Source organism: Cohnella xylanilytica (assembly GCF_014212175.1).
Lineage (GTDB): Bacteria > Bacillota > Bacilli > Paenibacillales > Paenibacillaceae > Cohnella > Cohnella xylanilytica.
Genome location: NZ_JACJVR010000088.1, coordinates 39,130 through 48,277 on the forward strand (window position 1 = coordinate 39,130; position 9,148 = coordinate 48,277).

A 9,148-nucleotide genomic window follows, 5' to 3' on the forward strand; every position below is an offset into this window, starting at 1 on the left:
CTAGCGAATAGGGCATCGTTTATGATAGACTTATGCTTATATGAATAGCGTCTCATCAAGAAATGGAGGGTCATCTATGGCCGCACACAAAATGCGCTCCGATATGATCAAGAAAGGGTTCGACCGCGCCCCGCACCGCAGTCTGCTGCGCGCGGCGGGCGTCAAGGAAGAGGACTTCGGCAAGCCGTTCATCGCGGTGTGCAACTCTTACCTGGACATCGTTCCCGGTCACGTCCACCTGCAGGAATTCGGCAAGATCGTCAAGGAAGCGATCCGCGAAGCCGGCGGCGTTCCGTTCGAGTTCAACACGATCGGCGTCGACGACGGCATCGCGATGGGCCACATCGGCATGCGCTACTCGCTCGCCAGCCGCGAGATCATCGCCGACTCCGTCGAGACGATGGTGAACGCCCACTGGTTCGACGGCATGGTCTGCATCCCGAACTGCGATAAGATCACCCCGGGGATGATGATGGCCGCGCTGCGGATCAACATCCCGACGATCTTCGTCAGCGGCGGCCCGATGAAGGCCGGACGCACGAAGGACGGCCGCGCCATCTCGCTGACCTCCGTCTTCGAAGGCGTCGGCGCCTACATGACCGGCAAGATCGACGAGCAGAGCCTGACCGAGCTCGAGCAATACGGCTGTCCGACTTGCGGCTCCTGCTCCGGCATGTTCACGGCCAACTCGATGAACTGCCTCGCCGAGGTGCTCGGCCTCGCGCTCCCGGGCAACGGAACGATTCTCGCCGTCGACCCGGCGCGCAAGGAATTCGTCAAGCAATCGGCCAAGCAGCTGATGGAACTGATCAAGATGGACCTCAAGCCGCGCGACATCGTCACGAAGGATTCGATCGACAACGCGTTCGCGCTCGACATGGCGATGGGCGGCTCGACGAACACGGTTCTGCATACGCTCGCCCTCGCGCACGAAGCGGACATCGAATACCCGATCGAGCGCATCAACGAAGTGGCGAAGCGCGTTCCGTACCTGTCCAAGCTCGCTCCGGCCTCCGACCACCATATCGAAGACCTGCACACGGCGGGCGGCGTCAGCGCCATCATCAACGAGCTGTTCAAGAAGGAAGGCGCCTTGAAGGGCGACGTCCTGACGGTATCCGGCAAGACGCTGCGCGAGAACGTCGCCGGCTGCGAGATCAAGGATCACAGCGTCATCCGTCCGATCGACGACCCGCATTCCAAGGAAGGCGGCCTGTCCGTCCTGTTCGGCAACCTGGCTCCGGGCGGCTCGATCATCAAGGTCGGCGCGGTCGACAAGTCGGTCGGCGGCTACCACCGCGGCCCGGCCATCTGCTTCGACTCGCAGGACGACGTGCTGCGCGGCTTGGCGGAAGGCAAGGTCAAGGAAGGCCACGTCGTCGTCATCCGCTACGAAGGTCCGAAGGGCGGCCCCGGCATGCCGGAGATGCTCGCTCCGACGTCGCAGATCGTCGGCATGGGCCTGGGCACCAAGGTCGGTCTCATCACCGACGGCCGCTTCTCCGGCGCTTCGCGCGGCATCGCGATCGGCCACATCTCTCCGGAAGCGGCCGAAGGCGGCCCGATCGCGTTCGTCGAGGACGGCGACATGATCGAGCTGGACATGAACAACCGCACGATCACGCTCGAAGTGAGCGACGAAGAGCTGGAACGCCGCCGCGCCAACTGGAAGGGCTTCGAGCCGAAGATCAAGCGCGGCTACCTCGCCCGCTACTCGGCCATGGTCACGAACGCTTCCCAAGGCGGCGTCATGAAGCTCTGATCCGAATACGCGCCGAACGATTCGTCGGACCTCGCTCCCGAGGCAGCGTCCGACAATCGCGACAACAACCCCCGACGGTTCTCCGTCGGGGGTTGCTTCTTATCCGCCGCCGATAAGACAATCGGCCCGCTCCTTCGATCGCGAAGAAGCGGGCCGGATGCGGCTTCGATCCGTAATTCCCATAGATCCGTAATTCCCATTGAGCCATAAATCCCATCGATCCATAAATCCATACATTAGGATGACGATTACGATAGCGGTTCGAGCGCGATCTCTTCGCGAAGCTCGGAGGCGTCGGAGGAAGCGCCGGCCTCCTTGGATCTATTCGACGTCCCGGCCGATTCGGCCGCCTCCGGCCTATCCGCGGAGCAAGCGTCGCTCCCCATCCGGCGAATGGCCTTGCGCGCTTCCTCGGAGGAGTCCGTCCCGTTCCAGAAGGACAAGGCTGCCCGGCTCATCACGATGATGCGCGGCTCCAGCTTCCCGCCGTGTTCGCTGATCTTCTTCCCGCCGTCGGGATGAATGACGCGCATCAGCAGCTTTAAGTAGACGTTCGTCAAAGCGGAGAACATTCCCCGCGGCAGCTCGAATGTGTCGAAGCCGAGGCCTTCGGAGCCGCGGTTGATCATCGAGACGCCGTACAGCGCCTTGATCTTGCCGGCTTGCGGCAGCGATTCGACTTCCCGGGCGATGTCCGGCAGCGCCCGCTCGACTTCACGGATGAGCCGGATCGCGACGTGGACGCCGGACTTCGACTTCATCCCGATCTCGTACATTCTCTCGTTATCGAAGTGCATCTCGACGACCAAGTCCCCGCGGACGAGCCGGGATCCGTCCCGCAGCGTCAGCTCCCGCCCGTTGTAGCGGACGAGCCGGTAATTCATGAAGGAGCCGTCGCCGAACGGCCGAACCCGGAACAGGACGTGGAACACCTTCTCCCACACCATCCATGCCGCCACGACCATCCGCTTGAGAGGCCCCGTCTTCCGGACGGATTCGGCTCTCGTCCCCGCGCTCGCGCTCGCGCTTGCCGCCGACGCCTCCTCCGCTTCCGTAGGGCCGGAAGGCTTCGCCGCCTTCCGGGCCGCGCGCTGGCGGTCGCTGACGGCGATCAGCTCCCCGATTCCGACGAAGCGCAGACCGAGCTCGCGCCCGTCCTTCAGAATGCGCTCCAGCGCCGCGATCGTTTGAGCCGGCGCTCCCGGATCCGCGCCGAACGTGTCGCCGCGGTCATGCAGCAGGAACACCTGGCCCGGCGCCAGCTTCTCTCTCATTTTCCGATACAGGTTCTCGGCCCCGACCTTCTCCTTCCAATCGCCGAACATCGAGGTCCAGAGGACGATCTGCATATGCCGAAGCTGCGCGAAGTCGAAGACGTTGACGATTCCCCAGGGCGGCCGGTAATAGACGGGACGCTCGCCCGTAATGCTCTCGATAATGTCCGACGTCCGCCGAACCTGACGCTTGACCGTCCTCGGGCTCATGATCCAGTTGCTCCGGTGAACGTAGTTATGGATGCCCAGCGTATGGCCTTCCTCGTGCATTCTGCGGATAAGCTCCGGGTTCTTCTCCGCATGGGAGCCGACGACGAAGAACGTGGCCTTGGCCCCGTAGCTCTTGAGCAGGTCGAGCAGCCGGGGCGTATACTCCGGATCCGGGCCGTCGTCGAACGTCAGGGCGATCTCCCGCTTCGCGAGCCCGCGGCGGAAGACGCGGAATCCGAACACGCGGCTGACGAATCCCGGAATGAACGCGTAAAAAGTCAAAAAATAAAAAATCCACCAAAGGATTCTGTCCATGCCTTCCTCACCATTTTTCATGCTGTATTTGGGATCGCGCCGCTTAACGTGCACGTACTATTTTATCATACGCATCCGAAAAATAGGCATGTTTGCAGGCATTCTTTTTTGGAATCGTGTACAATAAGGAGGATATAGGCAAAATATCTATTCCGTAGGAGTGAACTGCCGGATATGTTCTCGCTTTATCAGAAGTACTGGAGAACCGCGTTCGACATCGGCGTCATCGCCTTGACAGTATGGCTGACCATGTTCATCATCAGCTATCTGTACAAGATCGCGACGCCGGTATTTTTGTCTTTTCTCATTTTCCTATGCATCGAACCTCTCGCCAAGAGACTGAACCGAATCGGACTCCGCAAGTCGATCGCGTCCGGAATCAGCGTTCTCGTCTTCCTTCTCGTCGTTCTCGCCATCCTCGCCGGGCTCGGCTTGATCTTCTACTCGCAGATCGATCAGCTCAGCCAGAAGCTGCCGGAGTACCAGAGGTCGCTTACGAACCAGGTCGCCGAGATCACGGAGGAGCTCAAGAAGCATTCGGACAAGCTCCCCGCCGACTTCACGGAGAGGGCGAAGGATGCGGTCGACAAGGTCACCAAGTTCGGAACCGATCTCGCGACCTCGTTCTTGACCTGGCTAATCTCGTTCATCAAGTCGTTCTCGTCGTTTATTCTCAACTTCTCGATCGCCATCATCCTCGCCTACTTCCTGAGCGTCGAGATCGACATGTGGCGAAGGCTCGCCAACGACCGTTCTCCGAAGACGATCAAGGCCGCGTTCGACTTCCTGCGAGCCAACGTGTTCAAGGGCATCGGCGCTTACTTCAAGGCGCAGGCGAAGCTCGTCACCGTCACGTTCATCGTCATCTTCATCGCCTTGCTTCTGCTTGGGGTGAACAACGCCTTCGCGATCGCGCTGCTGGCCGGGGTGTTCGACGTCCTGCCGCTTCTCGGCGTCAGCACGCTGTTCATCCCTTGGATCATCTACCTGTTCATCGTAGGGGACACGGTGCTGGCGATCTGGCTGACCGCGCTGCTCGTCGCCGTTACGTTGACCCGGCAATTCCTCGAGCCGCGCATTACCGGCCAGACGGTCGGCGTGTCGGCGTTCACGATGCTCGCGTTCATGATGGTGTCGCTGTCCTTCTTCGGAGTGGCGGGCCTCATTCTCGCGCCGATTCTGATGATTCTGCTCAAGGCGCTGTACGACCAAGGCTACCTTCAGCGGTGGATCCGGCTGCCCAAGGAGGAGTTCGCCGTCTCGCCTCTGGGACCCTCGCCGATGGAGAGCGGGCCGTTCGTCGAATCGCTCGAGCAGATCCGGCCGGAGACGAAGGATACGAGAGACACGGATTGAACAGGTTGAAAAGCATGCAAAAAAAGCCCGCCTCTACTTGCCTGAGGCGGGCTTTTTGTCGACCGTTGGAAGCAGAGACTCCATCAGGTCCCCGAATAAGGCGGCGGCGCGGTTGCGCAGGCCGATCGGCTGGCGCTCGATCAGCACCGCGACCGCGTAGCGGGCCGTGCCGTCCGCGGGACCGTAGCCGACGAACCAATGGGCGTTGCTTCTCGTCTTCCCGACGCCCACCTCGGCGGTCCCCGATTTGCCGGCTAGCGCGTGCTTCGCGTCGGCCAGCGACTGGGCGGCCGTCCCTTCGGCCGCGACCGCCTTCATCGCACGGCGCAGCGCGGCGGCCGTCTCCGGCCGGATGGCGCCGTAGACCGAAGGCGAAGCTTGCGTCGGCAGCTTCGCCAGAAGGCCGCCGTCGGCGTAGCGGATCTCGCTTGAGATCCGCGGGGCGAACACCCGGCCGCCGTGCAGCAGCGTGACGGCCAGATTCGCCGCTTGCAGCGGCGTTATTTTCACGTCTCTCTGGCCGATTCCGGTTCCCGTCCGCACGCCGCCGTCCAGCCCGTTCTTCGCGTCCAGGAACACCGCTCCGGCTTCCTCTTCTTCGAGCAGTCTCAGCGGCTTCCCGTCGGCGAACGAACCGGAATGCCAGCCGATCTGCCGGCCGATGCCCAGCTTGTCCGCCGTCTTCCGCAGCGCCTCCGGATGAAGGCGTTCGGCGAGCGCCGCGAACACGACGTTGCACGATTCGGCGTACGCCTGCTCCAGCGTAAGCACGCCGTGCCCCTCGCGGCGCCAGCAGTGCAGGCCGTAGCGGCCGTACTCTCCCTGGCAACGGAACCGCTCGTCCTCGTCCGTCACGCCCGCTTCCAGCGCGGCCGCCAGCGTGACGGTCTTGAACACGGAGCCGGGGGGGATCGCGATCAAGGCATGATTCCTCTCGTCGGTCGCGTCTTCCCCGATCCGGTCCGGGTGGAACGCGGGCAGCGACGCCATCGCGAGAATGTCGGCGTTCGCCGCGTCTAGCACGACAACGGCTCCCTGTTCGACTCCATGCTTGGCGAGCGCCTGCTCGACCTTCCTCTGCACGTCGAGGTCGAGCGTCGTCTTCACCTGCAGCGGATAATGGGGATTGTCCGGCGCCGTCACTCTCAGCCCCAACCCTTGCAGCGGTCTTCTCGCCGCGTCGGTCACTTGAATCGCTTCCGTCCGGCCGATCCCCTTGAGAAGACGGTCGAGGGACAGCTCCAGTCCGGCGCCGCCGATCCGGTCCGTCACTCTCATCGAGCGAGCCGCCAGCTCCTCGCCGTAGAGCCGCCGCAGCCGTTCCGGGTTCTGGGAGACGTATCCGATCGCGTGCAGCGGGGAGACGGGAAGGTTCAGCGGATACCGGTTGCGATACGGAAGCACCGCGATGCCCGTCAAGTCCATCCGGCGCACCTCCTCGGCCTCCTCGTCCGTCAACCCTCTGGCTTCGTCCCGTCCGGGGTCCTTCCAGACGTCCGCCGCCCGAAGCTCCGACAGCCACTTGACCAGCCGCTCCGGTTCCGTCCGCAGAACGGCCGCGAGCCGGGACATCGATTCCTCCGTCCCGCGCGGAACGCCGGGCTCGGGGAATGCCGCCAGCGCCCATACCGTCTCTCCCGTCAGCTTCCGCCCGTTCCGGTCCAGGAACTGGCCCCTTCCGCTGTCGAGGACGAGCCGGTCGGACCGCTGCATTACCGCGCGCTCTCCGAGCGCGGCCGCTTCCTTGGCTCCCCCGCCGCCGATCAGCTGCACCCAGGCCAGGCGGACGATCGCGATGACGAACGCGATGGCCAGCACGATCGCCGCGCGCAACAGCCGGATTCGATTCCTGCCGCTCACGATTCGATACTCCCTTTCCTTTGCTCTGCTTCAATATGTATCAGTTTAGCCACGATTCGGGCTTCTCAACGCTTCGTCCCCGCAAGAAAAAAAGCCCGCCATTCGAGCGAATGACGAGCATCTCCTTCATATAGGATCGGATTGCGCAGGATCGGGTTGCGTTCGATCCCTCGGTCAAGCTCCGTACCGGCTCCGGTACCAAGCCGCGGCCGCCTCGACTTCTCCGGCCGTCAGCCGGTGTCCGTACGATTCCCAATGAACCGCGACCGAGGCTCCGGCCCCTTCCAGCAACGCCCGCAGCTCCTCGGTCTCCCCGGCGGAGCAGATCGGATCGTTCGTGCCCGCGCCGACGAATACCGGCAAGCCGGTCAAGTCGGGCAGCTCGATCCCGCGGCGGGGAACCATCGGGTGGTGGAGAATCGCTCCGCTTAAGGCGTCCTTATAGTGGAAAAGCAAGCTCCCGGCGATGTTCGCTCCGTTGGAATAGCCGACGGCCAGCACGCGGCGCCGGTCGAAGCCGTATTGCCCGGCGGCTTCGTCCAGGAAGCGGTTCAGCTCCTCCGTCCGGAAGATGAGGTCCTCCTCGTCGAATACCCCTTCCGCGATGCGCCGGAAAAACCGGGGCATCCCGTTCTCCGACACGTTGCCGCGAACGCTCAGGTAGGAGGCGTCCGGGGCGATGGCCTCCGCGAGCGGAATCAGATCCCTCTCCGTGCCGCCCGTTCCGTGCAGGAGGAGCAGCGTCGGAGCCGATGCGTTCGCGCCTTGCTTGAACAGATGCTTCATCGCGATCCCTCCTCGTCGAGGCTGCGCACCCGGATCGGCAGCAGGTTGCTCTCGATCAGCTCGCGATGCGGCTCGAACCAGGACGGCAGCATCAGCTTCTCGCCGAGAGATTCGAACGGTTCGTCCACGTCGAATCCCGGCGTGTCGGTCGCGATCTCGAACAGGATGCCGCCCGCTTCGCGGAAGTATACGGCATGGAAGTATTGGCGGTCGACGATCGGCGTCGGTCTCAGGCCTCGGCTGTCGACGAGCTCCCGCCAGCGGACGTGGTCCTCGTCGTCCTTCGCCCTCCAGGCGATGTGGTGCACCGTGCCCGCGCCGCCCGCGCCCCAAGGCATCGGCTCGGCGTTGATGTCGATGACGTTGCCGATGTCGCCTTCCGAGCGGAACCGGACGAGCCCGCCTTCCTCCGCGACTCTCGTCAAGCCGAGCACGTTCTGCAGAACGTCCATCGTCTTGTCCGGGGCGATGCTGTTCAGCACCGCGCCGCCGAAGCCCTTGATCGCGTATTCCGCGGGAACGCCGCCGAACGACCATTGGCTCCTCTCGCCTTCATCCCGCTCCACGATCTCCAGTTGCAAGCCGTCCCGGTCGGCTAGCCGCAAGTACGTCTCGCCGAACCGTTCGGTCTTCTCGAACGCTACGCCCAGCTTCTCGAGCCGCCGCTCCCAGAACGGCAGCGCGCCGGCCGGTACCGCGAACGTCGTGTAGCCGACCTGGCCGCCGCCTACCCGGCCGACGCGGCTTCCGGGCGAAGGGAAGAACGTGACCGCCGTTCCGGGGCTGCCCATCTCGTTGCCGAAGTACAGGTGGTACACTTCCGGAGCGTCGAAGTTGATCGTCTTCTTCACGAGCCGAAGACCGAGCACTCCCGCGTAGAAGTCCACGTTATCCTGAGGGTTGCGAACGAAAGAAGTGATGTGGTGAATGCCAGCCGTGCGTTGAGTCATAATCAATCGCCTCCATATTGTCTTTAATTTGAGATTTTAGAGCCAGGTTTCTTGCGGTCGATGCCGGTTTGAAGCTGACGTCTTAAAATTTAATATCTTTAACTTGAGATAATCATACACCCTTCGGTCAAATTGCGCAAGCCCCTATTTTATATTCCCCGTAAATGCCCTGCTTAAGCAATTTTCAGCCTCTTCACGGGCCGCAGCCACGGGTCGCATTCTCGAATCCGCCGGGCCCTGCCACTATCCCCTTGCCTCAGGCTCCCCCACGTCGTCGTCCGCCGAGGCTGAGAAATGCAGCACGTCTCCGCTCTTCTTTACACCTCTGCTCTGACCTGACCGGATGGGATAGCGGCATGTTGTCTCCGCTCTTCCTGACCGGATGAGATTGAGTCACGTATCGCTCTTCCTTACCGAGTGGGATAATGATACGCCTCTTGTTCTTCCTGACCGGGTGTGATAATGGTACTCCTCTGCTCTGACCTGACCGGATGGGATAGCGGCATGTCTCAGCTTATCCCGATGGACCGAGTTGGCGGCCGTCTTCCACCGGCCAAAAACTCTAACGAATCCAGCCGACGCTATTGTGCCAAATTACTTGTTTTTTTGTGATCCGGTTCGGCCCCCTAATTCCG

The 9,148-nt window shown here is 62.5% G+C and carries 6 protein-coding genes; 2 read left to right on the forward strand and 4 right to left on the reverse strand.

Translation table 11 applies throughout. The annotated features are described in order from the left end of the window. Positions 1-76 precede the first annotated feature (76 nt). Entirely contained in the window at positions 77-1,762 is a 1,686-nt protein-coding gene (ilvD, locus tag H7B90_RS23115) for a dihydroxy-acid dehydratase (protein ID WP_185138260.1), read from the forward strand. Positions 1,763-2,010: 248 nt separating this feature from the next. On the opposite strand, the gene H7B90_RS23120 is transcribed toward ilvD, so the two are convergent. After that, complete coding sequence (locus H7B90_RS23120) at positions 2,011-3,561, reverse strand: polysaccharide deacetylase family protein (protein WP_185138261.1); 1,551 nt, start codon at positions 3,559-3,561, stop codon at positions 2,011-2,013. Between the two features lie 174 nt (positions 3,562-3,735). Here H7B90_RS23120 and ytvI point away from each other — a divergent pair, with 174 nt between their 5' ends. Continuing rightward, on the forward strand, positions 3,736-4,917 hold the full coding sequence (gene ytvI, locus H7B90_RS23125) for a sporulation integral membrane protein YtvI (RefSeq protein ID WP_185138262.1): 1,182 nt from the start codon (positions 3,736-3,738) through the stop codon (positions 4,915-4,917). A gap of 33 nt (positions 4,918-4,950) precedes the next feature. On the opposite strand, the gene H7B90_RS23130 is transcribed toward ytvI, so the two are convergent. The 3 genes from H7B90_RS23130 to H7B90_RS23140 all read right to left on the reverse strand — a co-directional run bounded on the left by H7B90_RS23130 (position 4,951) and on the right by H7B90_RS23140 (position 8,513). Then, positions 4,951-6,777 carry a peptidoglycan D,D-transpeptidase FtsI family protein gene (locus tag H7B90_RS23130; protein ID WP_246578648.1) on the reverse strand — a complete coding sequence of 609 codons (1,827 nt, stop codon included), beginning with the start codon at positions 6,775-6,777 and terminating at the stop codon, positions 4,951-4,953. A gap of 174 nt (positions 6,778-6,951) precedes the next feature. Continuing rightward, positions 6,952-7,563, reverse strand: coding sequence for an alpha/beta hydrolase (locus H7B90_RS23135; RefSeq protein WP_185138263.1), 612 nt, complete (start codon positions 7,561-7,563; stop codon positions 6,952-6,954). Beyond that, on the reverse strand, positions 7,560-8,513 hold the full coding sequence (locus tag H7B90_RS23140; protein WP_185138264.1) for a ring-cleaving dioxygenase: 954 nt from the start codon (positions 8,511-8,513) through the stop codon (positions 7,560-7,562). The genes H7B90_RS23135 and H7B90_RS23140 overlap by 4 nt, the downstream gene beginning before the upstream one ends. Positions 8,514-9,148 lie beyond the last annotated feature (635 nt).

Coding starts and splice junctions, on each gene's coding strand:
- H7B90_RS23140 (WP_185138264.1), bottom strand. CDS start 8,513: ATGACTCAACGCACGGCTGGCATTCACCACATCACTTCTTTCGTTCGC.
- ilvD (WP_185138260.1), top strand. CDS start 77: ATGGCCGCACACAAAATGCGCTCCGATATGATCAAGAAAGGGTTCGAC.
- ytvI (WP_185138262.1), top strand. CDS start 3,736: ATGTTCTCGCTTTATCAGAAGTACTGGAGAACCGCGTTCGACATCGGC.
- H7B90_RS23135 (WP_185138263.1), bottom strand. CDS start 7,563: ATGAAGCATCTGTTCAAGCAAGGCGCGAACGCATCGGCTCCGACGCTG.
- H7B90_RS23120 (WP_185138261.1), bottom strand. CDS start 3,561: ATGGACAGAATCCTTTGGTGGATTTTTTATTTTTTGACTTTTTACGCG.